Here is a 25,050-nt window from a genome sequence, read left to right on the forward strand (position 1 = left end):
TTGATAGAGACCGACAACATGAATTTATACCAAACCGTCGAACGCGAAGCCGCCGCCGCCTTTGCCGCCGCAGGCATCGCCGACAGCCCCGTTGTTTTGCAGCCGACCAAAAACGCCGAACACGGCGATTTCCAAATCAACGGCGTAATGGGTGCGGCGAAAAAAGCCAAACAAAATCCGCGCGAGTTGGCGCAAAAAGTGGCCGAAGCATTGGCAGATAACGCCGTGATTGAAAGCGCGGAAGTAGCCGGCCCCGGCTTTATCAACCTGCGCCTGAGCCCTGAATTCCTCGCGCAAAATATTCAGACGGCCTTGAACGACGCGCGTTTCGGCATAGCGAAAACCGACAAACCGCAAACCGTCGTTATCGACTATTCCTCGCCCAATCTGGCCAAAGAAATGCACGTCGGCCATCTGCGCTCCAGCATCATCGGCGACAGCATTTCGCGCGTGTTGGAATTTATGGGTAACAATGTTATCCGCCAAAACCACGTCGGCGACTGGGGTACGCAGTTCGGCATGTTGGTCGCTTATTTGGTCGAGCAGCAAAAAGACAATGCCGCGTTTGAGCTGGCGGATTTGGAGCAGTTTTACCGTGCCGCCAAAGTGCGCTTTGACGAAGATCCTGCCTTCGCCGATACTGCGCGCGAATACGTTGTGAAGCTGCAAGGCGGCGATGAAACTGTATTGGCGTTGTGGAAACAGTTTGTCGATATTTCGCTCTCGCACGCCCAAGCCGTTTACGACACGCTGGGCTTGAAACTGCGCCCCGAAGACGTGGCGGGCGAATCTAAATACAACGACGATTTGCAGCCTGTAGTCGATGATTTGGTTCAAAAAGGTCTGGCGATCGAAGACGACGGCGCGAAAGTCGTGTTCTTGGACGAGTTCAAAAACAAAGAAGGCGAACCTGCCGCATTTATCGTGCAAAAACAAGGCGGCGGCTTCCTTTATGCTTCCACTGACTTGGCATGTTTGCGCTACCGCATAGGCCGTCTGAAAGCCGACCGCCTGCTGTATGTCGTCGACCACCGCCAAGCCCTGCACTTTGAGCAACTCTTTACCACTTCCCGCAAAGCAGGCTATCTGCCGGAACATGCAAAAGCCGAGTTTATCGGCTTCGGCACCATGATGGGTAAAGATGGCAAGCCGTTCAAAACGCGCAGCGGCGACACCGTGAAACTGGTTGACCTGCTGACCGAAGCCGTCGAGCGCGCCACTGCTTTGGTGAAAGAGAAAAATCCTGAATTGGGCGCAGACGAAGCAGGTAAAATCGGCAAAACCGTCGGCATCGGCGCAGTCAAATACGCTGATTTGAGCAAAAACCGCACCAGTGATTATGTGTTCGACTGGGACGCCATGCTTTCGTTTGAAGGCAATACTGCTCCTTACCTGCAATACGCCTACACACGCGTGCAAAGCGTATTCCGCAAAGCAGGCGAATGGGATGCAACTGCGCCAACCGTTTTAACCGAACCGCTGGAAAAACAGCTTGCCGCCGAGCTTCTGAAATTTGAAGACGTGCTGCAAAGCGTGGCGGACACGGTGTATCCGCACTACCTCGCCGCCTACCTCTATCAAATCGCCACCCTGTTCAGCCGCTTCTACGAAGCCTGCCCGATTTTGAAATCAGAAGGCGCAACCCGCAACAGCCGCCTGCAACTGGCGAAGCTGACCGGTGACACGCTGAAACAAGGCTTGGAATTGCTGGGTATTGATGTATTGGATGTCATGTAAGTTTTTGAATAAAAACGATGAAAGGCCGTCTGAAACTTTGCAGGTTGCAAGGTTTCAGACGGCCTTTTTTATGCTTTGAAAAATATTGTGATACCGTTGATTTTGAGCCTAAGCGGTTTTGAATTTGCTCAGGTAATGCGTTCAGACGGCCTTATCTTTATTTCAAATTGCTTGCCAACAACCAAGCCTGTGCTTCGGTAGCGTCGCTGAAATATTTGGGATGTTGGTTGGTTAAGAGGCTGGAAAGGCGCGCGCCGAGTTTGATCCAAATGTCGTCGGTAATGACGGCAACGCGGCCGAAGTCGGTTTCATGTTGGTTGAGGAATTTGATTTGTTCGACCGCCATATCGATGGTGAAGTCTTTCAGCATGGACAAGTCCAACAGGATGTCGGGCAGATGGATTTTTTGTTTCGCGGCCAACAAGGCTTCTTCCAATTGGCGGAAATCGTCCAAAGTGAACTCGTTGTACAGCGCTACGTTTAAGCCGTAAGATTGTTCGCGGATGGAAATCATGGTGTTCTCCTTGTTAAATTATTGCTTCATCAGAAATTTTTTGATTGAGGCCGGAGTAAAACTGCTGAACACGCCGCCTGCAACAATGATAACCATGCCGACAGCTTCCTGCCAAGTGATTTTATCGCCGAAAAGCAGTACGCCGGATAGGGCGGAGAAAACGACGGTCAGGTAGGAAAGCGAGGCAACGGTAAATTTCTTGCCGACCTTGTAGGCGCGGGTCATGGCCAGTTGGGCAATCATGGCGGAGATGCCGATGCCGGCCAGATAGGGCAGAGAAGAGACGGTCAGCGGATGCCAGCCTGTGATGGTACTCCAGACTGCGCCCATAATCAGGCCGGTAAGCGAGAGGTAAAACACCACGCGCCAGCCCGGCTCGCCCAAAAGCGAGAGTTCGCGTACCTGCAAATACGCCCAGCCCGACATGGCGCCGCCTGCCAGACTGACCAGCGCGGCAAATTCCTGTCCGCCTTGAAAAGAGGGGTTGAGCAAGAGGATAACGCCGATAAAGCCCATAACCAAAATGGCTTGGGTATAAAGCGTAATTCGTTCTTTTAAAATGAAAAATGAAAAAATGGCAAGCCAAATGGAGGAGGTGTAGTTGAGCGTGACGCCTGTTGCCAGCGGCAGATGCATGACGGAATAAAACGTGCACATCATGGCAAGTGTGCCGATGACGCTGCGGTTGAGATGGGTTTTCCAATACGGCGTGGAAAACGTGTTGCCTTGCGCTTTGGCCATGATGCCTAAGAACAGGGTGGAGACCAGCATGCGCCAAAAGACCAGCTCGCCGCTGGAAAAGCCGAATTGCGTTGAGGCGGCTTTGATGGAGAGGTTCATGACGGTAAAGCCGAGCGCGGCGATAACCATCCATGCCGAGCCGAGCGGATCTTTTCTGACGGTTTCCATTTGATGGGTGTGTAAAGCGATTTTATTAATAAGAAAATATTATACAGGTCAATCAGGCCGTCTGAAAAATATCGTTGGGTTTCAGACGGCCTTTTTATTAGAAAATGAGAATTATTATTGAATAATGAGGTGGGTTTTTATAGAATGGAAGCCCTGTTTTCAAGAAAGGCTAGTCATGAAAGTTTCCAATATTTCCGCTGTATTGCTGTCTGCTTTGTTTTCCGTTGCCGTTTCTGCCGCGCCTTTGGGAGAGGTTTCTTCCGAAAACGGTAAGATTTTCAGCGGCGAAAATTACATGGTCGTTAAGAAAGATATGAAAAAAGGGGAGCAGATTAAGCCGCATGATCATCCGGGTTTTAAAACGTTGATTTTTGCCGTTGGAAAAGGCAGCTTTGACGTGACGCTGAATCAGACTGAAAAACATACTGTCGGCGCAGGCTCTGTGCTGCGATTTGGCGGCGATGCAGTGATTGAGGCAGTTGCAACCGAAGATGCGGATGTGGCAATTACTTTGATTAAGTAAACCGATGGATGATAAAAGGCCGTCTGAAAAATGATGTTTCAGACGGCCTGGTTTATTCAGATGACCGTTGCCATTAAGCGCAAATCAAATAGATGAAGCCGGAGCCGAAGATATCTGCCAAGGCGTGAATCAGGAAAAACGGCAGCAGGTTTTTGACTTTGTATTTGTAGAAGAAGTAGTACATCAAGCCGAAAACAACGCCAATAACGGTCGCCCAAAGCATGCCTTGGTAAGTATGGAAGGAGACACGCACCAAGGTCGAATAGGCCAATGCCTGCCATTTGTATTTGTCTTCCACGCAGGTCAAGAGGCCGAGGAAACAGAATTCCTCATAAAAGCCGTTTAAAAGGCCGTAGAGGATGGCCATCGGTGCAAGGGCGGCAAATTTGTCGAAGATGGATAATGGTTTGATGTATTGGAAGATTTCAGTGGTAAAGTAATTGTAGCCGCCGCTTAATGAAGTTACCGCATCGGCGGTTAAGCCCATCAGGATAAAAATCACAGGTGTCCAAAACAACACGCCTAAATTAAAACGAATCGGCAATTGTTTGAAGTCGAAACGGCGGATAATGAGGTAAATCAGAGCAATAGCAAGCAGCGTCAACTGCAGGCTCATGTTTTCCGAATAAGCCACGCCGGTTACCGCAGTATCGCGCGCCTCTTCGGCAACGGCGGCCGTTTCCACTTGCGGCATCAGGCTGGCGATATAAAGTTGGGTGGAGCGGTAGGCAAATTGACCGAACAGGATGACGGTTACAATCAGCATATCAAACCAGCGTAGATGGCGCAAAGGCTCTTTGGGGCGGATGGCGGCGAGTATGCTCATATTCTCCTCTTTAATCTAATAAATAGCGGTGCGCAATAGTTACATAAATATACAAAAATCGTCAACAATTATCACAATAAAACATGAATTAAAAATCAGGCTGTTTCAGACAGCCTGAAGTGCTCCCCAAATGCCGTATTTTCTAAAGGGTTTATCTTCAAAAATATGGCATAATCACTTTATTGCAAACCAAGGAATCTTATCGTGAGTATTTCTCTGTCCCAATATCTGCTCTACCTGCAATACATGTTGGCAGGTATCGCCATGACTGTTGTTTTCGGTGCCGTATATCTGCGGATTACACCCGTTGAAGAATTGCGCCTGATTAAAAACGGCAACCTTGCCTGCGCCTTGTCGTTTGGCGGTGCTTTGGTCGGTTTCTGTCTGACACTGGCGTCAAGTATTGCCCACAGTGTCAGCTTCATAGATTTTATCCTGTGGGCCCTTGCCGCAGCCGTAATTCAGATTTTTGTCTATTTCGCCGCCACCATGATGATTAAAGGCGCTACCGCAGAACTCATCGGCAACAATGTTGCCGTCGGCGCGTTGTTTAGCGCAGTATCCATTTCGATTGGTATTTTGAACGCTGCTTGTTTGACTTGATGTTAATGGTTGGTTGGATAGCAAAAGATGTGCTGATCCTGACTCCTGTCTAGAAAAATTATCGGTAGATTTTTTTGACTGATAAGGTCTTATGTCTGATGGTATTGGCGTTATAGTGAAATTCTGAAAGCATCAAAAAATTCAGACGGCCTGTTATATACAAGGCCGTCTGAAACATTTTAACTACTTAAACTCATCAAATTAGAAAGAGTATTGCAATCTTACGCCCGCTTCGTGGGTGTGGTTTTTAGGTTCTATAGATCCCAATCCATATGAGTCATACTCTTCCGTAACGGTAAGGTTCGATTCTTTAACTTTCCAGCCGCGATAGAATGGAGCGAGGCTGATTTTGGAGCCGTTAGCGAATTTTTTAGATATAGGCACTTCAACCTCGATACCTTGTCCGCCGCCTTGTTTCATTCGGGTTTCTACCTGGTCGGGTTCGTAAGAATATTGGCGGCCTTTCACGGCACGATTGTAGGCAATGCGGGGAGATATCTCAAAGTTTGCAGGAAGGGCGATATTTACTCCGGTATTGATTTGCGCATATGTAGTTCGGTTTTTGCGGTCATAATCATTAGGATCAATGCGGCTGCTTAAGTCCCTCAGAACGCGGTGTCCCAAGCCGGCTCCGGCAGTAATGCTAAAGCGATCGTTAATCGGGAGTGTATATTCGTATAAGGCACGGATATCGTATGCGCGGCGTGGTGCATTTTTGAGTGTGGCTGAGCCATAACTTGCTGAATCGTCGATATAATCCTCAGTTATATATTGTACGCTTCCTGTGTAATCTGTTTTACCGCGCGAATAACGGCCTTCTAATTTTGCCGCATGGCGATCGTTGAAACGGTATTTTACGCCGGCATTAATAGACCATAAGTTGCCTTTTTGCTGCATTAAGCGACTACCATCTTTTTCGTATTCGCGATAGGTCTCGTTGTAATATTCGCTACCAACGGTAAATTCAACAGGGCGGGCAGCCTGTGTACTTACGGTAGCAGAGAGTACTAACACAGCAAAACAGAAATGAGCAGAATTTTTCATATAAATTCCTTTTACTTTATGAAAGCCAATGTGATAATTTGAAAATACAGCATGATGAATTTCTAGGATTTGATAAATATTAACAGGTGTAGTGAACGCTTGGTATGGTGTTTAATGATTTTCTACCTGTATTTGTCTTTTTTATGATATAGCGCAGGTAAAAGCAGAAAAATAGTGTAAAACAGAGTCTGCATGAATTTTAATGATATGTTAATGTTTCTGGGTCGGCTAGTGGGTTTAACACTAAAAATAGATAGAGCAACCCACTCTATTCCCAGGCATAAAGACATTTTGAATGTTAATATCGTATGACATTCTATTTATATAAAATAAGCGATATGACCGACTAGGCAAATTGACCTGACAGCCTATAAGTTATCCCTTCTTCTTCAAATAAGGAACTGCGATGTTCAACTTTATCAAGAAACAGTTTATCGACGTCATTCAATGGCCGAATCCCGACGACAGCCTGTTGATGTGGCGTTTTCCGATTGCCGATGAGGAGATCCAAAACGGTGCGAGCCTGACTGTGCGTGAGGCGCAGATGGCGATGTTTGTCGATGAAGGCGTAACCGCCGACGTGTTTGGGCCGGGGCGTTACACGCTCAATACGCAAACGTTGCCAGTACTGACCAACTTGAAAAACTGGGACAAGCTTTTTGAATCCCCGTTTAAATCGGATGTTTACTTTTTCAATACCAAACAACAGCTCGCACGTAAATGGGGGACGTCCCAACCAGTTACCGTGCGCGATGCCGAGTTTGGCGCGGTGCAACTGCGTTCGTTCGGTATGTATTCTTACCGCATCAGCGATCCGGCAAAATTCTTCAAAGAAGTCAGCGGTGTGGCGGCGCAATACAGCGGCGTAGATTTGGAAAACCAGCTGCGCAATATTGCAGTCACTCAACTGGCTGCTGCGTTTGGCAGCTCCGGTATTCCGTTTTTGGATATGGCGGCAAACCAAGTTTTGTTGTCGCAAAAAATCGGCGAATTGCTCGGTGCAGAATTTGCCAAGCTGGGTTTGGCGCTGGAAAACTTTACGGTTGAAAGCATTTCCTTGCCTGCTTCTATCCAGGCTGCGTTGGATAAGAAAATTTCGATGGGCGTTATCGGCGATTTGGGTCGCTACACCCAATATCAAACCGCCGAATCCATCCCGCTTGCGGCACAAAATGAAGGCGGACTTGCCGGAATCGGTGCAGGTTTGGGCGTGGGTGCCGGTATTGGTCAGGCGATGGCGGGTGCCATGTCTGGCATGATGCAGCCGAATGTGCAACAGGCTCAACAAAATGCTCAGCCGGTTGCCGAGGATCCGCAGGCGAAATTGGTGAAACTTAAGTCTTTGCTCGATAGCGGTTTGATTTCGCAAGAAGATTTTGACAAAGCCAAGGCTGAAGTGTTGAAACAGCTGATTGGTTGATCAATTGAAGGCCGTCTGAAAAATATCATTCAAAAGAAGCATTGAGCTGCTTCTGTGGAAAAGGTTTCAGACGGCCTTTCAAATGATTTGATTAAGCCTGTCCGACTTCAAAAACGTTAAGGCCGTCTGAAACATCCCAACCCATTCTGAAAAAGCAAACCCATGTCTCAAACTCCTTTCTTTAAAACCGACTGCCCAAGCTGCGGCGCACCTGTCGAAGCGCATTCTGCTTCCGCCGTGACGCTGGTGTGCGGCTATTGCAACAGCATGCTGGTGCGGCAAGATAACGGCGTTGTCGACTCCGGCCGCGATTCCGCGTTGCTGGAAGATTTTAGTCCGCTGCAAATCGGAACCAGCGGCACATTTGTCGCACAACGCTTTACCTTGGTCGGACGGCTTCAGGTGCAATACGACGATGGTGCGTGGAATGAATGGTATGCGCTGTTTGACGACGGCAGGGCCGGTTGGCTTTCTGAGGCGGGCGATTTGTATGTGATGACCATGCCGGTCGAAATCGATAATCCGCCGAGATTTGAAGACACGCGAGCCGGGTTTAGCGAGCTGATTTTTCAAGATAAACGCTATATTGCCTCCGATGTCCGCAACATCAGCTTGAAACATGCGGCCGCGCAGGGTGAGTTGCCGTTTGTTTTGAAAGAGGATGCAGAAAATCGGGTTTCCGACTGGCGTTGCGAAAACCTTTTCATCACGCTCGATTACAGCAGCGAAACACCTGAAGCCTTCTTCGGGCGGATGGTAAACCTAGATGATTTGAAGCTGGAAAACACCCGCAGCGAAGACGAAATCAAAGAAAGCGCAGGCCGTCTGAAAGGCAGTATTTCCTCAGAAAACTGTCCCAACTGCGGCTCGTCCGTCCACTGGGTCAACGGCCTCACCGCCCATCTCAACTGCCCAAGCTGCGGCAGCGAATTGGCAATCGGCAAAGACAAAGCCGAACTCATTACCGCCAACGCCATGCGAACGGCGCAGCAAAGCCTGTTTACCCTGCCTGTCGGCAGACAAGGCCGTCTGAAAAATCGCGAATTTTACGTTATGGGCGCGGTCAGATACGCCGAAACCGACGCACAGGAAACATTCGAAAACCTGTTCAGCGGCCTCAACCGTACGCTCACGCCCGAAGGGCAATGGTCGGAGTATCTGCTTTACAACCCTACACAGGGTTTCTTATGGTTGGTTGAATCTGATGAAGGTTGGAATATTTCCGAAACCTTGAACGATTGGCCGCGCCTCGACCGCAACCGCCAACCGCAAGGCTATGGCAAACTTTATGACTATGGCGGACAGGTTAAGGTTGCCAGCGGGGCGTTTTATTGGCGTGTCCGAAACGGTGATTTGAACTATTACAGCGATTACCGAGACGGACAAAGCCGTAAGCTTGGCTCCGAACTAAACAGTCACGAAATGGCATGGACTAGAAGTGCCCCAATTGCTTATCGGGAGATTGCAGATGCGTTTAATTTGACCAGCCAAGCTCCGCATTACACTGCAAACATGGCGGCGGACGGCATTGATAAATCATTAAGAATCATAATGACCTCCATCTTGGTTGTCGTCAACCTCCCTGCGCTTTTGACCGGCGACAGTTCTGCCGCACTTACCGTCATCTTTGTAGGATGCTGGTTGTTGTGGAGCATGGGTAAAAAAGACGAGGACGAGGATTAATATGTCAAGAATCACTTACATCATTTTCAGCACCATCATCATCGTCATCTCCATGATCATCAGCTATGGCTCTTCCGACTCCGACGGCTCGCGTATGCACTCCGGCGGCTATTACGGCGGCAGCGGTTATTCCGGAGGACATAAATGACCCATGCACCCGGTAATCATGGCCTATTGGACTTATATGGCTGCGATGAAGCCATCTTAAAAGATGAAGGCTGTCTGAAAACCGCTTTGGTAGCTGCTGCACAGGCCGCAGAAGCCACCATATTGACCGAACATTTTCACACCTTCGGCGGCGCAGGCGGCGTAACCGGCGTTTTGCTGCTTGCCGAGTCCCATATCAGCATCCACACTTGGCCGGAACACCGTTTTGCCGCTATAGATGCATTTATCTGCGGCGGTATGAAATTGGAAAAAGTGAAGGAAGTGTTGTGCAGGGAGTTGGCGGCAGAAAGGGCGGTTTGGACGGTTGCGCAACGTGGCGAAGGAATACTGGACGATATACAACCATTGGTTGAACAATAAAATCTATAAGACCGTCTGAAAAAATCGGCTGATAGTAAATTAGATAACAAATTTTGTATAAAAAGGCTTTTAAACAAAATGCTTAAAATAAAAGATTGGAAGAGAAACAGAAGTTTGCCATTGGTTATTTACTTGCTTGCAGGTTTGTTTTTGCTTGGAGTGGAAAGTGCCGAAGCAAAAAAATTAACACATGATCGTACCGAGTATTGCCGTAATCAAGTTTATGTCAGTAATAACCAAGGCGCATCCCTGCAAGCTCAACCGGACGATAAGGCATCTTCAATCGCTCAATTGCACTATATGCAATACCTTTGCGTTGTCGGTAATGACAGCAAAAATACCGAAGAAGGATACTCTTGGATAAAAGTAAAAAAAGTACCTTTGGCAATCAAAGAAAACCAAATCAGTTGCCATGATATGAGCCTACCTGACAACTGCACCAAACCTACCGATTTCCCGACTGAATGGAAAATCAAACCGCCCAAAGGCAAAAAATGTCGTCTTTCCACTCATGTTGATGATGAAGGTCAGTTGCTTATTGTCGCAAAAGGCGTTTGCCCGGCCGGATGGGTAAAAGAGAGAGATGTACAATTTTTTGCCGATTAGTAAACTTGGCTTTAGTTAAAGAAAACAAAGTTCATCATATGGCAGAACAATCAAGAAAAAAGATTTAACTTATTCTTTATTAAAAGACAGGCCGTCTGAAAGCATATTCAATCCGTTTTCAGACGGCCTTAAACCTTATGCTGATTAAACTGAAATATTGACGTTATATGGAAAAAACGCCTTTTTTTAAAACCGATTGCCCAAGCTGTGGTGCGCCTGTGGAGGCGTATTCCGCTACCGCCGTGACGCTGGTGTGTGGCCATTGCCACAGTATGCTGGTTGCTAGAAGCGGTAATGGGAGGAGCGGATATTTTGTTGCCAATTCAGGGCGTGATTCTGCGTTGCTGGAGGATTTTAGTCCGTTGCAGATTGGAACGAGAGGCGTTTTTGATGATCGGAAATTTACGCTGATTGGGCGATTGCAGGTGCATTACGATGTCGGCGCATGGAATGAATGGTATGTCTTGTTTGATGACGGGCAGACCGGCTGGCTTTCCGAGGTTGGCGATTTATATGCGATGACATGTTTGCTTGCCCAGAAGAGGAGACGGGGGCCGAAAAATTTTAAGTCGGTGAAAGCCGGTTCCAGTTCGTTGATCTTTAATGGCCAAACCTTTATTGCGTCAGACGTCCGCACCATACATTACCGTAATACCGATGCGCAAGGCGAGTTGCCGTTCAACTTATCTGGGAATCAAGCGACAGGCGAGGTTTGCGACTGGCGGCGGGGCAATTTGTTTTTGACCTTGGATTATTCGACTTTTCCAATGGACTCCTACTTCGGACGCATAGTCAGTTTGGACAGTTTGAAGCTGGAAAATAAGCGTAGTGATGATGAAATCCGTGAAAGTGCAGGCCGTCTGAAAGGAGAGATTCTTTCTGAAAACTGCCCTCATTGCGGCGCTCCTGTCCATTGGCCAAGTGGTGTTACTTCTTTCCTTTTGTGTCAGTCTTGCGGCAGCAGTTTGAACACGACAAAAGATACTGTTGCGTTGATGAAGGCAAATGCCCAAAGGAAAGAACAAGAAAACCTGTTTACGCTTTCCATTGGTACGAAAGGCCGTCTGAACGATACAGAATATCTGATTATCGGGGCTGTAAGATTTGCCGAAATATCGTCCTATAACCAAAATCAGTCCGAATACTGGACGGAATATCTGCTTTATAACACGCAACGAGGGTTTGCCTGGCTAATTGAGTCTGGAAAACGCTGGCGGCTGTCAAAAACCTTACACACATGGCCGGACTTTGATTCAAGTGGCAATCCTGCCGGTGAAATGTTGATTGATCATTACCGCGGGCGGGTCGAGGCAGCGGCTGGCGCTTTTTATTGGAAAGTCAAACAAGGCGATTTGCTTCATTATAAGGAATATAGCGGCAAGAAAAGTTATGGCAGGAATGTCATTCTGTGTTCCGAGCAGAGCAAGGATGAAATTGTCTGGAGTAAAAGCAGTCCTGTGTCTTACCGTCAAATGAGAAAGGCATTCGGCCTGTCTTTTGATACTAAGGAGATGCTCTCTTACTGGCTGAAGGGCGACAATAGAAATGTTGGGAGTAGAGATAATGTAGCCCGTATCATTGCTATGCTGATTCTTATCATCGTCAACCTTCCGGCCTGGCTGTCGCCGCACCTACGTAGCCCTGTCGGCATAGTGGTCAGTCTGTGTGCGTTGGTATGGATATGGATTTCTGACAGATATAAAAACGATCGTGATTACGAAGAAGAACGGGTGGGGACGATTATTTTCTTTGCTTTCATCATTTTCCTTACCGTCTTGTTCAACTATGTCAAAGCGGAAGACAGCGACTCATCGCATTCCGGCAGCTCCTATCATGGTTATTCGGCAGGGCATAAATAACGTGAGATCTGTTTAACCTCGTTGTACCGTTTCATTTTTATTTTTTCAGACGACCTTTTTATAAAACATGCTAACCCGCCGTCAATTTCTCAGTTACACTGCCGCGCTTGGCGCTGCCTCTGCTTTTTCTTGGCAAACTTACCAATACCTCAACCGTAAACCGCCGGTTTCTATTAACCGTGTCGGTTTGCCGTTGGGGCATTTGTTGCGCGACGGGAAATTGCTTAGTCCGCCGACCCGTCGTTATGAATGCAATACGCTGATACTTGGCGGCGGTGCGGCTGGGTTGGGGGCGTTGTGGTATTTGGCGAAGCATAATCACCGCGATGTATTGTTGGCAGAAGGGTTTGAACGCAATGGCAACAATGCCGCCTATACGTCTTCAGACGGCCTGAAAGCGCCGAGCGGTGCGCATTATTTGGCTTTGCCGTCGAAAGAAAGCGTGTATGTGCGCGAGATGTTGGCGGATTTCGGTATTTTGCAGTCGGACGGCAGCTTTAGGGAAACCGATTTGGTCTATGCGCCCGAATCGCGCCTCTTGTATCAGGATAAATGGGTGGAACATTTATTGCCGAAAGAAGATGCGGATTCTAAACGGTTTTTTGATTTAATCGGCCGTCTGAAACAGGCTTACGGCAATGACGGTAAGAAAATTTTTGCCATTCCGATTGCGTTATCATCGGTAGATGAAACATGGCGCAAACTTGATAGCTTGACGTTTAAAAAATGGCTTGAGCAGGAAGGTTATAACTCGCCCGAGCTTTTGTGGTATCTCGATTATTGTTGCCGCGACGATTACGGACAAGGCATAGCGCAAGTATCCGCCTTTGCCGGACTGCATTATTTTGCCGCCCGCAACAGCGCGGAAACCGTCCTCACTTGGCCCGAAGGTTTGGCACATCTTTCTGAAAACCTGCGTCGTCATGCCGGTTTGCAGGAAGGCTGGCAATGGCAGTCTGAAAACCGTATCCGTTTGGAGAAACCTGCTTCGGTTAATGCTTCTGCCGTCAAAATCAAACCGCTTTCAGACGGCCGGATTGAAGTGTGGTTGCGTGATAATGCAAAAGGGGAAACCGTTGCCGTCACCGCGCAACACCTTATCTCCGCCATGCCGCTGATGGTTGCCGCCCGCATTATTGAATCTCCTGAAAAATTTGGTCTGGATATTCCCGAATACGCGCCATGGCTGGTTTCTAATTTTGAACTGCACAGCTTCCCGAAAGAAAAAAACAACAGCGAACTTGCGTGGGACAATGTGGTTTACGGCAGCCAAGGGCTGGGCTATGTTGTTGCGACCAACCAGCTTATCCGGGTTGCCCGTCCCGAACGCACGATTTTTACCGCCTACGCCGCGCTCAACCACGATACGCCGCAAGCCGTCCGCCGCAAATTGCTTGAAGCAAGCGACGAAGAGCTGCTCCGGCTTGCCGCACAAGATCTGCTTACCGTTTACGGCGAAGGCTTTTGGCGGCATGTTTCCCATGTTGACATTACCGTCCGCGGGCATGGCATGAGCGTGCCGAAACCCGGCTATTTAAGCGATGAGGCTTTATTAAAAATCAGAAACCGAAATACTGGATTATTGTTTGCACACAGTGACTTAAGCGGCTATTCGGTATTTGAAGAGGCTTTGTATTGGGGTGTGGAGGCGGCACGGAAAGTGTTGGCTTAATTGATATAAAAAGGCCGTCTGAAATCATATTCAGACGGCCTTTTCTTTTTTAACCTATAACCTTATTAGGCTTTTGGTTTCAAAGCGGCAGCTTCGCGAGCTAGACGGGTGATGGTATCCCAGTCTTTGTTTTTGATGGCTTCTTTCGGAGTCAGCCATGAGCCGCCGACGCACAAGACATTAGGCAGCGCCAAGTACTCGGGTGCAGTTGCCAGGCTGATGCCGCCGGTCGGGCAGAAGCGCACGTCGGCGTAAGGGCCGTACAGGGCTTTGAGCATGGCTTTTCCACCGACGACTTCGGCGGGGAAGAGTTTGAGGGTGTCGATGCCGTGCTCCAAAGCCAGTTGGACTTCGCCCGGAGTGGCAACGCCGGGAATCAGGGGGATGCCGCTGTTGTGGCTTGCTTTGGCGAGGGATTCGTGCAGACCCGGGCTGATGGCGAAAACCGCACCTGCGTCTTCGACGGCTTTGAGTTGCTCAGGGTTGGTAACCGTACCTGCGCCGACGATGGCGTTGGGCACTTCTTTGGCAATTAGGCGGATGGCGTCGAGGCCGACGGGGGTGCGCAGGGTGATTTCGAGGGTGGGGATGCCGCCTTCGACAAGGGCGTGGGACAAATCGACAGCGGTGCTTAAGTCGTCAATCGCCATCACAGGCACAACTGCGCCGGCGGTCAGGATTTCGCGTGGGGTCAGTTTGGACATTTCAGTTCTCCAAGTGGGATAGGGGCATTTTTGTTGAGGTCAAACAGGAAGAGGCTAAGTTTTCAGACGGCCATTTTTGAAAAATGGGGGAAGTTGTTTATTCGAGGGCAAAGCTCACGCTATGTCTGCTCCGTTTAAACAGCTTTTATAATTTTTCAGACGACCTTCTATTCACGAAGGCCGTCTGAAACGGACATCAGGCAAATTCGCCGCCGAAGCTCATGGCACCGGTTTCTGCGCTGCTGGTCATGCTGCGGAAGTTGGCGAAGAGTTCGCGGCCGCAGCCTTGTTGGTTTGCGCTCAAGTCGATGTGTTCGACTTCGCGGGCGTTCCATTCGGCTTCATCAATCAGGACGTTGAGTTCGCCGGTAACGGAGTCGAAGCGGATCAGGTCGCCGGTACGGATTTTGGCGATGTTGCCGCCCATCAGGGCTTCGGGTGTCATGTGGATGGACGCGGGCACTTTGCCGGATGCGCCGGACATGCGGCCGTCGGTCAGCAGCGCCACTTTGAAGCCGCGGTCTTGCAGAATGCCCAAAGGCGGGGTCAGTTTGTGCAGCTCGGGCATACCGTTGGCGCGCGGGCCTTGGTAGCGGACAACACACACAAAATCGCGTTCCAACTCGCCGCGTTCAAATGCCGCCAATACTTCGCGTTGGTCGTTGAACACGATGGCGGGCGCTTCGATGATGCGGCAGCCTTCGCGCACGGCGGACACTTTAATCACGCCGCGACCGATGTTGCCTTTCATCAGGCGCAGGCCACCGTCCGGGGAGAACGGATTGTCAGCTTTGCGCAGGATGTCGTCGTTGCCGCTGGTTTCGGGGGCTTCGCGCCATTCGAGTTTGCCGTCGATGAGGAAAGGCTCTTTGGTGTAGTGGCGCATACCGTGTCCGACGACGGTATCGACATCGTCGTGCAACAGGCCTGCGTCCAGCAATTCTCGGATAACGAAAGGCAGGCCACCGGCAGCGGTAAAGTGGTTCACGTCGGCTTTGCCGTTGGGGTACACGCGGATCAGCAACGGGATGATGGAGGAAATTTCATCAAAGTCGTCCCAGTTCAAAATCACGCCTGCGGCACGCGCCATGGCGACGAGGTGCATGGTGTGGTTGGTCGAGCCGCCGGTCGCCATCAGACCAATCAGGGCGTTGATGAAGGATTTTTCGGTTAACATTTCGCCCAATGGTTTGATGGTACCGTTTTTAATGCCGCGCGCGAGGTGTCCGGCAGCGTAGCGGGTCAGGGCTTCGCGCAGGTCGGTGTAAGGGTGGACGAAGGCGGCGGCAGGCAGGTGTACGCCCATCATTTCCATCATCATTTGGTTGGAGTTGGCGGTGCCGTAGAAGGTACAAGTACCCGGGCTGTGGTAGGAACCCATTTCGCTTTCAAGCAAGGCATCACGGCCGACTTTGCCTTCGGCAAAAAGCTGGCGGGTACGGGCTTTTTCCTTATTGCCGATACCGCTGGACATCGGGCCTGCCGGGACGAAGATGCCCGGAATATGGCCGAAAGACAAAGCGCCGATCATCAGGCCGGGAACAATTTTGTCGCATACGCCCATAAACAGGCCGCCGTCAAACATTTGGTGCGACAGACCGATGGCGGTACTCATAGCAATCACGTCGCGGGAAAACAGCGACAATTCCATGCCGGCGTAGCCTTGCGTGATGCCGTCGCACATGGCGGGCGTGCCGCCGGCAACTTGGGCGGTCGCACCGTTTTTTTGTGCTTCGTCTTTGATTTGGTCGGGGAAGTCTTTAAACGGCTGGTGTGCGGAAACCATGTCGTTGTAGGCAGTGATGATGCCTAAGTTTGGGACGGTTTCCTGAAGCATTTCGATTTTGATGCTTTTGGGCATGGAGGCGTAGCCGTGTGCCAAGTTGCTGCAGCCGAGCTGGTTGCGCTCTAAGCGTCCCATCTGTTTGGCGCTGCGGATTTTCGCCAGATATTTTTCACGCGTCGGGCGGCTGCGCTCGATGATGCGCTCGGTAATTTCGGCGAGTTTCGGGTGAATAGGAGTGGGGTTCATGTGCGGTCTCCTGGCTAAACGATATGATAGGGATTTTGTTTGCGCGTTTCTGATTTTTGTATTGGGTATGTTTCAGACGGCCTTGAATTGTGGGAATGAATAATAAGGGCCGTCTGAATATTTGAAGATTTCTCTTCGAAGCGTCCGCATATTATAGTACAAAATCTGTAATTTTGTTACAAAATAATTTGCTAAATGTAAGAAATTTGATTTAAATCGAGGTATGGTCAATTCGTAAAACGAAGGGCTGCAAAAGTCATCAAACTTTTATGTTAAATCAAACAATTTGTAAAAATGAGAATAGACAAAATGTGTAGCCATGTGTAGTATTACTACTCATTAGCTCGCTTGTTTGAAATTTTGGTGCAGGCGATTGGTTTTTTACTGCTTATTGCTTAAAGGCTTTTGATTCTAATCGATTTTTATAGATGATGACAGTCCAAAAGTTTTGAAGCAAGCTTCCTCAACGAGAGATGAAACAATGAGTACACAGACAAATTTTGATTTGGTGTTGTTTGGCGCGACCGGCGATTTGGCAATGCGTAAACTTCTGCCTTGCCTGTATCAGGCGCATGTAGCCGGTTTGCTTCATCCCGAAGGTCGTATTTTGGGCGTAAGCCGCAGCGAATTGGATACCGCCGGCTTTTTGGCCAAAGTGGAAACGAATTCTAAAATCCATGTCAAACAAAACTTCTCAGAAGAAGCGTGGGCATCGTTTATCCAACGTCTTGAGTATTTGAAAGTCGATGTGACAAAGAAAGACGACTTCATTGCTTTGGGCGACTTGGTAAAAGCACGCAAGAATACTGAAAATGTCGTGATCTACCTCTCAACTGCGCCGAAATTCTTTGCACAAGCCTGTGAAAACCTTGCCGAAATCGGTTTGAATGCCGATAACGTGCGCGTGGTTCTGGAAAAACCGCTGGGTACAGACCTGGCTTCTTCCCAGCAAATCAATACAGATGTGGCCCGTTATTTCAAAGAAGAACAAATCTACCGTATCGACCATTATTTGGGCAAAGAAAGCCTGCAAAACCTGCTGGCCTTGCGATTTGCCAATGTGATGTTCGAGCCTTTGTGGAACAACAAATACATTGAAAGCGTACAGCTGACCATTGCCGAGCAGTTGGGCGTGGAAGAGCGCGGCGAGTTCTACGACATTACCGGCGCATTGCGCGATATGGTGCAAAACCACTTGATGCAAATGCTGTGCATGACTGCGATGGAAGCACCCGCCAGCTTGGATGCCGATGCCGTGCGCGATGAAAAAGTGAAAGTCATCAAGGCGTTGAAACCGCTGACCATCGAATCCGTCAATGAAAATGTTATTCGCGGCCAATATGTTGCGTCAAACGGCATGAACGGCTATTTGGAAGAAGTCGATGTACCGAAAGACAGTTTCACTGAAACCTATGTCGCCATTAAAGCCGAAATCGAAAACGAACGTTGGAAAGGCGTACCTTTTTACTTGCGTACCGGCAAACGTATGGCAGGCAAAGTAGCGGAAATTGTGTTGAACTTCCGTCCGCTGCAAAACCATATTTTTGACAACAGCCAAGCCGCGCCGAATCGTTTGGTTATTGAGCTACAACCGACCGAATCTGTCCGCCTTTACACGCAAGTGAAAACCCCGGGTGCAGGCAATAAAGTGGAAGTAACGTCTTTGGGCGTGGATTTGGGCAAAGCCGTAGAAGGCCGCCGCGCCGAGGCTTATGAGCGTCTGCTGCTGGATGTGATTAACGGCAAACTCGCTTTGTTCAACCGCCGCGACGAACTCGAAGCCGCTTGGGAATATGTGATGCCGATTTTGGAAAACTGGGCGAACAATACAACGCCTCCACATGCTTACGAAGCCCATTCTTGGGGTCCTGAAGCTGCGCGCGTGCTGTTAGCGCGCGACGGCAACAAGTGGCACGAAGAGCAATAATATTTCTTTCAGACGGCCTTGTTTTCCAACAAAAGGCCGTCTGAAACCATGAAAGGACGAAACATGTTTGTTTGGCACGAACAAGAAAACGCTGCAACTGCCGCGCAAGCTTTGGCCGATGCCGTTGCCGCCGCACTGCAAACCGCATTGAATGAGAAAGACCATGCGGTTTTGGCCGTTTCCGGCGGTCGTTCGCCGATTGCGTTTTTCGAGGCTTTGTCGCAAAAAGATTTAAATTGGCAAAACATCGGCATTACTTTGGTGGACGAGCGTATTGTCCCGACCACGCATGCCGACAGCAATACGGGCCTGGTGCGCGAATATCTGCTCAAAAATAACGCGGCCGTTGCCACATGGATTCCGGTTGTTGAAGACGGAAAATCTGAAACTGAATTACAACCAGAAGTTGTTGTTGCTTACGCATTGAAACATTACAAGCAACCTGACGTGCTGGTGTTGGGCATGGGTTCAGACGGACATACGGCGTCGTTGTTCCCTCAAGCGCCTCAATTACAGGCCGCAATCAATGAAGCCGATGACCCGACATTGATTCATACCACGCCGGTTACCGCGCCGCATGAGCGCGTAAGCATGACTTTGGGTGCGATTGCCAAAACGCCGAATGTGTTTTTGGCCATTCAAGGCGCAGAGAAAAAAGCAGTATTTGATAAAGCTGCCGCAAGGGCCGATACCGAATATCCGACCAGCCTGATTCTCAATCATCAAGGAATTAACTGCCATGTCTACTATGCACACTGAAGCTTATCCCCGCCTGGTCGCCGACATCGGCGGTACGAATGCCCGTTTTGCGCTTGAAACTGCCCCGCAAGTGATTGAGAAGGCTGAAGTTTTACCATGCAAAGATTACGATACTGTCGTTGATGCCGCTAAAACTTATTTGGAACGCGCAGGCAGCCCGAAAGTTTTGCACGCCGCCTTTGCGATTGCCAATCCGATTTTGGGCGATTGGGTGCAAATGACCAACCACCACTGGGCGTTTTCCATCGAGACCACCCGTCAGGCTTTGGGTTTGGAAACCTTGATTCTGTTGAACGACTTTACCGCCCAAGCTTTGGCAGTGACCAAAACCGAAAAGAAAGACCTGGTACAAATCGGCGGGCAAAAGCCCATCGAATTTGCGCCTAAAGCCGTTATCGGCCCGGGTACAGGTTTGGGTGTCAGCGGTTTGGTGCACAGCGCCGCAGGCTGGGTGGCTTTGTCAGGCGAGGGCGGCCATACCAGTTTTCCGCCGTTTGACGATATGGAAGTGTTGATTTGGCAATACGCTAAAAACAAATACGGTCATGTTTCTGCCGAGCGTTTCTTGAGCGGCGCAGGTTTGAGCCTGATTTACGAGGCATTGGCCAAACGCGACAACATCAAGCAATACCGTCTGAAGCCGTCTGAAATTACCGATAAGGCATTGAGCGGGACTTCTCCGCTTTGCCGTCAGACTTTGGATATTTTCTGCGCCATGCTGGGTACGGTTGCTTCCAATTTGGCTTTGTCATTGGGTGCGCGCGGCGGCGTGTATTTGTGCGGCGGCATTATCCCGCGCGTGTTGGATTACTTTAAAACGTCCCCGTTCCGCAGCCGCTTTGAAAATAAAGGTCGCTTTGAGGCTTATCTTGCCGCTATTCCCGTGTATGTCGTATTGAGCGAGTTTCCGGGCATCGTCGGCGCAGCGGCGGCATTAGACAATCATTTAAATAACGTTTAAACACACAAACGGCGGTGCAGGGCAGGGGTGGAGAAAACCCTTGTCCTGAACGTCAAAAAATCAAAGGGTAGAGTATATGTTAAGCAAAATCAGCGAATCATTGTCCAACCTCTCCGGCGCAGAACGCAAAGTTGCTGAATCTGCGCTGGCCGAGCCGAAATGGTTCGTTCATGCCGCTGTGGCGGAAATTGCCGAGCGTGCGTCCGTCAGTCAGCCGACAGTAATCCGTTTCTGCCGCAGCCTGGGTTACAAAGGCTTGCCTGAGTTCAAACTTGCTTTGTCTGCCAGCATCGGCCACGAAGGCATGCCTTACGTTCATGAAGAATTAAACGCCGATGACAACATGGGCAGCGTGGTTGAAAAAGTATTGGGCAATGCCGCAGCCTCCCTCTTGGGCGAGCGCCGCTTCCTGAAAGAATCCGAGCTGGAAAACGCGATTGCCATTCTGATGCACGCGCGACGCGTTGAGTTTTATGGTGTCGGCAACTCCGGCATCGTAGCCCAAGACGCGCAACACAAATTTTTCCGCTTCGGCATGTCCACTGTTGCTTATGTCGATACGCATACCCAGCTGATGGCGGCTTCCGTATTGACCGAGCAGGATGTGCTGGTGGCGATTTCCAATACCGGCTCGTCTATCGAATTGCTGGACGCGGCCAGTATCGCCAAAGAAAACGGCGCATCCGTTATCGCACTGACCCGCAATGATTCGCCGTTGGCCCAAATGGCCGATTGCGTATTGAGCATTGCCACTCAGGAAAATGCCGAGCTTTATACGCCTATGGTGTCCCGTCTTCTGCAATTGGCCGTTATCGACATTCTTGCCATCGGCTTGGCCTTACGCTTGGGCGATACCGCCAGCACGCAACTGCAAAAAAGTAAGAAAAGCATACACAACAAACACATCGAATACGATAAAGATTGATTCTTCACTGACATTTTCAGACGGCCTCGTCCCATATCCAGGCCGTCTGAAACCTCAAAAAACGGAAACCATCCCGTTCCCGTTTCAGACGACCTCACGGCCGTTTTCTCAACAAAACTGTCCACTATCCAGGAGAGCATCCGATGAAACACCTTCACGATTTACCGGCTTGGTCAAAATTATGGATACATTTTGACGAAACCAAAGAACAACACATGCGCGAAATGTTCGATCAAGATCCCGAACGTGCCGAGCGTTACTGGCTGCAAGTCGGCGGCCTGACACTGGATTATTCCAAAAACCGTATCAACGATGAAACCATGGCACTGTTGTTCGAGCTGGCGCGTGAAGCAGGCGTACCGGAACGGATGCAGCAAATGTTCCACGGTGAAAAAATCAATACAACGGAAAACCGCGCCGTTCTCCACGTCGCCCTGCGTAACCGCACCAACGCCCCCATCGTCGTAGACGGCGAAGATGTGATGCCTAAAGTCAACCATGTCCTGCAACGCATGGGCGAATTTGCACACGAAGTCCGCAGTGGCAGCTGGTTGGGCTATACCAACCAAGTCATCACCGACGTCGTCAACATCGGTATCGGCGGCTCCGACCTCGGTCCGCTGATGATGTGTACCGCGCTCAAACAATTCGGCCATCCGCGTTTGAACATGCACTTCGTCTCCAACGTGGACGGCTCCCAACTGCGCGACGTATTGTCCAAAGTCCACCCCGAGACCACCCTCTTCATCATCGCCTCCAAAACCTTCACCACCCAAGAAACCCTGACCAACGCCCTGACCGCGCGTAAATGGTTCTTGGATCATGCAGGCGATGAAAGCGCCGTGGCCAAACACTTCGTTGCTGTATCGACCAACCAAAAAGCCGTAGCCGAATTCGGTATCGATACCGCCAATATGTTTGAATTTTGGGACTGGGTCGGCGGACGATACAGTCTTTGGTCAGCTATCGGCCTGCCGATTATGCTGTATCTCGGCGAAGAGAACTTCATCGAAATGCTCAACGGCGCGCACCTGATGGACCAACACTTCATCAATACGCCGCTAGAGCGCAACATGCCCGTCATCCTTGCCCTCATCGGCATCTGGTACATCAACTACTACGGCGGCGGCAGCCACGTCATCGCCCCTTACGACCAACACCTCCACCGCCTGCCCAAATTCATCCAGCAGCTCGATATGGAGAGCAACGGCAAACAAGTGACCCTTGACGGCAAACCGGTCGGTTACGAAACTTCCCCGATTATTTGGGGCGAAACCGGTATCAACGGCCAGCACGCATTCTTCCAGCTGCTGCACCAAGGTACGCACATCACGCCGATTGACCTCATCGCCTCGCTTGAAAAACGCAGCAATTTGCAAGGCCATCACGAAATCCTGTTGGCCAACGTCTTTGCCCAAGCCGAAGCCTTTATGCGCGGCAAAACCCCAGACGAAGTCCGCGCCGAACTCAAAGCCCAAGGCATGGAAGCAGAGCGCATCGAAGAGCTGGTTCCGCACAAAACCTTCTCAGGCAACCGCCCGACCAACCTCATCCTCATGGACAAAATCAACCCGCGCAATATGGGTAGCCTGATTGCCATGTACGAACACAAAACCTTCGTTCAAGGCATTATTTGGGGCATCAACAGCTTTGACCAATGGGGCGTAGAACTCGGCAAACAACTGGCTAAAACCATTCTTGCCGAATTGAACGGCGAGACTGAAGTGCAAAAACACGACAGCTCGACTACACGTCTGATTAATCTTTATTTGAACGCCAACAAATAAAGCATTTATTTAAAGCTAAGGTCGTCTGAAACTTTCAGACGGCCTTTTGTTTTATTCCGGATCATCCGTAAACGCATTTTCCCGAAATATCGGTACAAATGTGAAAAGATACAGTACGAATACGACGATGGTCAGAATCGCGGGGATGGTAATGAAAAATATCGGGTTCACGTTCATTAAAAAGGTGCGCGAGACGGCGGCCATAAAGAGCAGGGGAACGGCAATGCGGCAGAGTTTTGGGTAGTCGAGTTTGGTAAAACCGCTGTGCCATAATCCGGCGGTCAGCCACACCATCATCACGCCGCCCATCATGCCGCCGAGTGTAATCAGATGCAGGGGCGTGGAGGCGGGCAGGTTTTGCAGTTTCGCCGTGCCTGTCCACAGATAGCCTGCAGCGGCAAAAAGCTGGAGCAGGTAATAAGTGCGGACGTAGTGTTTGTGCAGGAGTTCGTGATGGTGAAGCTCACGCAGCTTGGCGAGCAGAATGAAGCCGACGGCAAGCGCGGTAAAACCGGCGGTTTGCGCGGGCAGCCAAAGTTCGGCGGCGGCGTGCAGCAGCAGGAAGGTAATGGCGATGTTTTTATAGACGACGTTGGGGATGAATACGGGGTCTTTCAGACGACATTCTTTAAGAGCTTCCGCACCCAGAAGGACGCTGACGCGGACGGATACGAACATCACCGCTGCCATGTTCAGATGCACTTGCGCGCGCAACAGGTTTAAATCGCCAGTCGCGGCATAGGCCGTCTGAAAAACGGTAAACGCGGCAAGCAGCATTAACAGGGCGAAGTTGTCAGTGTTGCGGTCGAGCCAAATCAGCCAGGCGCAAAACAGCAGCAACACCAGCCAATAGGCAGCAACGAAAAACGAGGCAGGTTGCGGCGCAAACGGCAGCAGGATGGATGCGGCAAGCAACAATGCCGCCATCAAAGTAGCGACAGGTTTCAGACTGCCTTGATAGCCCGTCCATTCGAGCATGGCGGCAGTCAAAAAACCACCATATGCCGCAGGCAGCATGAGTTCCAAGAAGATTTGGCGGTGCAAAATGACGGCTCCGGGGCTGATGAAAAAGACCACCGCGCCGAGTATGGCAAGCACCGCTGCGCCGACGAAAAACGGCCGCATGGGGTGGGTGAAAAATTTATTCATGGCTTGGCTTGATTCTGCATGAAGATGCTTTCGGATATGGGTTTATTGGGTGGACAGGGCCGTATCTTTTGCCAAAGAGGCAAGCCTGTGGCCTGCTTGCCCTCTCTCTAACCCTCTCCCTGTGGGTTAGGGAGAGGGCAACGAACCGCAAGGTTTGTCAGATACTCAAATGCCCGTATCATTCATATTATTGATATTATTGTTCGAATTGTATTATTTTCAATAATAATAAATAACCCTAAACCAATATAAATAACAGCCATTATCCAACGACTAAACTTCTCTACAATTTCACCAACACCTGAAATATTAGCCAATCTTTGTGCTGTATATACTAAAACAAAAATCAATATTAAAAATACAAGAAGAGTAACTAATAAGTCGACAAGATCTAAAGTCACAAAGTAAGGAACAAAAAGTCCAATATTATCTGCACCACAACTAGCAACTGTAACCAAAGCAACAATACCGACTAATTTTGACAACCCTTTTTCATCCAATTCTTTTTTAGCTCTTTTTTCGCCCTCACAATCGTCGTAAATAGCAACTTTAATACCTAAGTAAATCGGTATTAAACCTAATAAACCCAACACCCATTTTTCCGGAACATAATTCAAAACAAAAGCTAGAAATAAACTAACTAATATTAAAATTACAGAACCTAAATATTGTCCGATATAAATATCTCGATATTCTTTTCTAGTATTTGCTCTAGCAAAAAATATTAATAGTATTACCAACAAATCTACTGCTGTAGCAATATATAAAACAGCAGCAGTAATCACAGTCGAAAACATAAAGCACCTCATAATGAATCCCCTGCCTCCTTGGTACCACGGCTTTTTCAAAAACCGAATCGCGTTCGGATAACAGATTCGTATC

At 49.5% G+C, this 25,050-nt stretch carries 23 protein-coding genes; 15 read left to right on the top strand and 8 right to left on the bottom strand.

The window, feature by feature from the left end; all coding sequences use genetic code 11:
* Positions 1-18: 18 nt before the first annotated feature.
* On the top strand, positions 19-1,737 hold the full coding sequence (argS, locus tag FOC66_RS00825) for an arginine--tRNA ligase (protein WP_003745707.1): 1,719 nt from the start codon (positions 19-21) through the stop codon (positions 1,735-1,737).
* A gap of 157 nt (positions 1,738-1,894) precedes the next feature.
* Here argS and FOC66_RS00830 read toward each other — a convergent pair whose 3' ends face one another.
* Both FOC66_RS00830 and FOC66_RS00835 read right to left on the bottom strand, forming a co-directional pair.
* Positions 1,895-2,251 (bottom strand): STAS/SEC14 domain-containing protein, encoded by a 357-nt coding sequence (locus FOC66_RS00830; protein ID WP_003745709.1) that lies wholly within the window; start codon positions 2,249-2,251, stop codon positions 1,895-1,897.
* An 18-nt stretch (positions 2,252-2,269) separates the two neighbouring features.
* Complete coding sequence (locus FOC66_RS00835) at positions 2,270-3,160, bottom strand: DMT family transporter (protein WP_003745712.1); 891 nt, start codon at positions 3,158-3,160, stop codon at positions 2,270-2,272.
* 175 nt (positions 3,161-3,335) lie between these two features.
* Between FOC66_RS00835 and FOC66_RS00840 the strand changes: the two genes are divergently transcribed.
* On the top strand, positions 3,336-3,683 hold the full coding sequence (locus FOC66_RS00840) for a hypothetical protein (protein WP_003686176.1): 348 nt from the start codon (positions 3,336-3,338) through the stop codon (positions 3,681-3,683).
* 73 nt (positions 3,684-3,756) lie between these two features.
* On the opposite strand, the gene FOC66_RS00845 is transcribed toward FOC66_RS00840, so the two are convergent.
* Positions 3,757-4,509, bottom strand: a complete 753-nt coding sequence (locus FOC66_RS00845) for a CPBP family glutamic-type intramembrane protease (RefSeq protein ID WP_003745714.1) — start codon at positions 4,507-4,509, stop codon at positions 3,757-3,759.
* Positions 4,510-4,713: 204 nt separating this feature from the next.
* On the opposite strand from FOC66_RS00845, the gene FOC66_RS00850 reads away from it, so the two are divergent.
* The gene (locus FOC66_RS00850; RefSeq protein WP_003745716.1) at positions 4,714-5,112 is read left to right on the top strand and encodes a DUF350 domain-containing protein; all 399 of its coding nucleotides are present in this window, start codon (positions 4,714-4,716) and stop codon (positions 5,110-5,112) included.
* Between the two features lie 201 nt (positions 5,113-5,313).
* On the opposite strand, the gene FOC66_RS00855 is transcribed toward FOC66_RS00850, so the two are convergent.
* The gene (locus tag FOC66_RS00855; protein ID WP_003745718.1) at positions 5,314-6,156 is read right to left on the bottom strand and encodes an outer membrane beta-barrel protein; all 843 of its coding nucleotides are present in this window, start codon (positions 6,154-6,156) and stop codon (positions 5,314-5,316) included.
* Between the two features lie 406 nt (positions 6,157-6,562).
* Between FOC66_RS00855 and FOC66_RS00860 the strand changes: the two genes are divergently transcribed.
* The 7 genes from FOC66_RS00860 to FOC66_RS00890 all read left to right on the top strand — a co-directional run bounded on the left by FOC66_RS00860 (position 6,563) and on the right by FOC66_RS00890 (position 13,924).
* Positions 6,563-7,576, top strand: coding sequence for an SPFH domain-containing protein (locus FOC66_RS00860; RefSeq protein WP_003745719.1), 1,014 nt, complete (start codon positions 6,563-6,565; stop codon positions 7,574-7,576).
* Positions 7,577-7,738: 162 nt separating this feature from the next.
* A complete protein-coding gene (locus FOC66_RS00865; protein WP_003745722.1) occupies positions 7,739-9,259 on the top strand; it encodes a DUF4178 domain-containing protein in 1,521 nt (506 codons plus the stop codon).
* A gap of 1 nt (position 9,260) precedes the next feature.
* Positions 9,261-9,407: a hypothetical protein gene (locus FOC66_RS00870; protein ID WP_162837292.1), complete on the top strand. Its 147-nt coding sequence runs from the start codon at positions 9,261-9,263 to the stop codon at positions 9,405-9,407.
* Positions 9,404-9,787 carry an adenosylmethionine decarboxylase gene (speD, locus tag FOC66_RS00875; protein ID WP_003745725.1) on the top strand — a complete coding sequence of 128 codons (384 nt, stop codon included), beginning with the start codon at positions 9,404-9,406 and terminating at the stop codon, positions 9,785-9,787. The genes FOC66_RS00870 and speD overlap by 4 nt, the downstream gene beginning before the upstream one ends.
* A gap of 78 nt (positions 9,788-9,865) precedes the next feature.
* A complete protein-coding gene (locus FOC66_RS00880) occupies positions 9,866-10,393 on the top strand; it encodes a hypothetical protein (protein WP_003745728.1) in 528 nt (175 codons plus the stop codon).
* A gap of 167 nt (positions 10,394-10,560) precedes the next feature.
* Complete coding sequence (locus tag FOC66_RS00885) at positions 10,561-12,252, top strand: DUF4178 domain-containing protein (protein WP_003745729.1); 1,692 nt, start codon at positions 10,561-10,563, stop codon at positions 12,250-12,252.
* 67 nt (positions 12,253-12,319) lie between these two features.
* A complete protein-coding gene (locus tag FOC66_RS00890) occupies positions 12,320-13,924 on the top strand; it encodes an NAD(P)-binding protein (protein ID WP_003745731.1) in 1,605 nt (534 codons plus the stop codon).
* A gap of 65 nt (positions 13,925-13,989) precedes the next feature.
* On the opposite strand, the gene FOC66_RS00895 is transcribed toward FOC66_RS00890, so the two are convergent.
* Positions 13,990-14,628, bottom strand: coding sequence for a bifunctional 4-hydroxy-2-oxoglutarate aldolase/2-dehydro-3-deoxy-phosphogluconate aldolase (locus tag FOC66_RS00895; RefSeq protein ID WP_003745733.1), 639 nt, complete (start codon positions 14,626-14,628; stop codon positions 13,990-13,992).
* A 196-nt stretch (positions 14,629-14,824) separates the two neighbouring features.
* Complete coding sequence (gene edd / locus FOC66_RS00900; RefSeq protein ID WP_003745735.1) at positions 14,825-16,660, bottom strand: phosphogluconate dehydratase; 1,836 nt, start codon at positions 16,658-16,660, stop codon at positions 14,825-14,827.
* A gap of 481 nt (positions 16,661-17,141) precedes the next feature.
* Here edd and zwf point away from each other — a divergent pair, with 481 nt between their 5' ends.
* From zwf to pgi, 5 genes are all read left to right on the top strand, one after another.
* Entirely contained in the window at positions 17,142-18,587 is a 1,446-nt protein-coding gene (zwf, locus tag FOC66_RS00905; protein WP_003745737.1) for a glucose-6-phosphate dehydrogenase, read from the top strand.
* Between the two features lie 63 nt (positions 18,588-18,650).
* Positions 18,651-19,346, top strand: coding sequence for a 6-phosphogluconolactonase (pgl, locus tag FOC66_RS00910; RefSeq protein ID WP_003745739.1), 696 nt, complete (start codon positions 18,651-18,653; stop codon positions 19,344-19,346).
* On the top strand, positions 19,327-20,307 hold the full coding sequence (locus tag FOC66_RS00915; RefSeq protein ID WP_003745741.1) for a glucokinase: 981 nt from the start codon (positions 19,327-19,329) through the stop codon (positions 20,305-20,307). Before pgl ends, FOC66_RS00915 begins: the two co-directional genes overlap by 20 nt.
* 76 nt (positions 20,308-20,383) lie before the next feature.
* On the top strand, positions 20,384-21,232 hold the full coding sequence (gene hexR / locus FOC66_RS00920) for a DNA-binding transcriptional regulator HexR (RefSeq protein WP_003745745.1): 849 nt from the start codon (positions 20,384-20,386) through the stop codon (positions 21,230-21,232).
* A 143-nt stretch (positions 21,233-21,375) separates the two neighbouring features.
* Positions 21,376-23,019 (top strand): glucose-6-phosphate isomerase, encoded by a 1,644-nt coding sequence (gene pgi, locus FOC66_RS00925; RefSeq protein ID WP_003745746.1) that lies wholly within the window; start codon positions 21,376-21,378, stop codon positions 23,017-23,019.
* A gap of 51 nt (positions 23,020-23,070) precedes the next feature.
* Here pgi and FOC66_RS00930 read toward each other — a convergent pair whose 3' ends face one another.
* Together FOC66_RS00930 and FOC66_RS00935 are read right to left on the bottom strand one after the other, a co-directional pair.
* On the bottom strand, positions 23,071-24,168 hold the full coding sequence (locus FOC66_RS00930) for an NnrS family protein (protein WP_003745750.1): 1,098 nt from the start codon (positions 24,166-24,168) through the stop codon (positions 23,071-23,073).
* Positions 24,169-24,350: 182 nt separating this feature from the next.
* Positions 24,351-24,965: a CadD family cadmium resistance transporter gene (locus FOC66_RS00935; RefSeq protein WP_003703682.1), complete on the bottom strand. Its 615-nt coding sequence runs from the start codon at positions 24,963-24,965 to the stop codon at positions 24,351-24,353.
* Between the last annotated feature and the right edge of the window lie 85 nt (positions 24,966-25,050).

This window comes from Neisseria mucosa (assembly GCF_013267835.1).
Lineage (GTDB): Bacteria > Pseudomonadota > Gammaproteobacteria > Burkholderiales > Neisseriaceae > Neisseria.